This window comes from Pseudomonas sp. CK-NBRI-02, from assembly GCF_008124495.1.
Classification (GTDB): Bacteria; Pseudomonadota; Gammaproteobacteria; order Pseudomonadales; family Pseudomonadaceae; genus Aquipseudomonas; species Aquipseudomonas guariconensis.
The window spans coordinates 1-1,237 of sequence record NZ_VSJH01000041.1 but is presented as its reverse complement, the minus strand read 5'-3'; the positions used below and the strand labels follow the sequence as shown (position 1 = coordinate 1,237).

Genomic DNA, 1,237 nt, shown 5'->3' with positions numbered 1-1,237 from the left:
CTGGTTTCGTAGACACCTCCAAGCCTCATAATGAGGCCCAAATAGGAGGTGTCATGAGTCGTCAGCGTTACCCTGAAGAATTCAAGATCGAAGCGGTCAAACAAGTGACCGAGAAAGGCAAGCCTGTCGCCGATGTTGCCCAGCGTTTGGGCATGTCCGTTCACAGTCTCTACGCCTGGATCAAGCTCTACAGCAAACCCCAAGATCAGCGTCAGCAAGACGATGACCAGCAAGCCGAACTGCGCAAGCTGCGTGCTGAACTCAAGCGCGTGACGGAAGAGCGAGACATCTTAAAGAAGGCCGCCGCGTACTTTGCCAAGGAGTGCGGCTGAAGTACGCCTTCATCAAGAAGCACTCGACGGATTACCCCGTGCGGCGCCTTTGCCAAACCCTCAAGGTGCACCCCAGCGGCTACTACGCTTGGTTGGCCGAGCCTCAATCTGCCCGAGCAAAAGAAGATCAACGCCTGCTTGGCTTGATCAAGCATGCCTGGTTAGAAAGCGGAGGAGTGTATGGCTATCGCAAGATTCACGATGACCTGCGAGAGCTGGGAGAGATCTGTGGGCGAAATCGAGTCGGACGTTTGATGCAGGCAGAGGGGCTGCGTTCACAAACGGGTTATCGACGGCGCCCAGGGTTTTATGGCGGAAAGCCAACCGTCGCCTCGCCTAACCACCTTGCGCGGCAGTTCAAGGTCAGTGAGCCGAACAAGGTCTGGGTGACAGACATCACTTACATCCGCACCTATGAAGGATGGCTATACCTGGCAGTAGTGCTGGATCTGTTTTCTCGCCAAGTGATTGGCTGGTCAATGAAGCCCAGGATGGGCAGCGACCTGGCGATCGACGCGATGTTGATGGCCGTGTGGCGCCGCAAGCCACAGCAGCAAGTGATGATTCATTCAGATCAGGGCAGTCAATTCAGTAGCTCAGATTGGCAAAGCTTCTTGAAGGCAAACAACGTGATTAGCAGCATGAGTCGGCGAGGAAACTGCCATGACAACGCCGTAGCCGAGAGCTTTTTCCAGCTTTTGAAGCGGGAGTGAATCCGACGAAAGATCTACGCAACGCGTGACGAAGCCCGAAGTGATATTTTCGATTACATCGAGATGTTCTATAACCCAAAACGTCGACACAGCAGTGCTATGCAGCTGTCGCCAGTAGAGTATGAGAAACGCTATTTTCTGAGCTTGGAGAGTGTCTAGGAAAGCAGGGGCGATTCAAACAGCTTCAGCTCG

At 53.9% G+C, this 1,237-nt stretch carries 1 pseudogene; it reads left to right on the top strand.

Annotated features, from left to right (window positions below):
• Window positions 1-53 precede the first annotated feature (53 nt).
• A pseudogene (locus DQ397_RS23310) lies at window positions 54-1,204 on the top strand (IS3 family transposase).
• The last annotated feature ends 33 nt before the right edge of the window (window positions 1,205-1,237 follow it).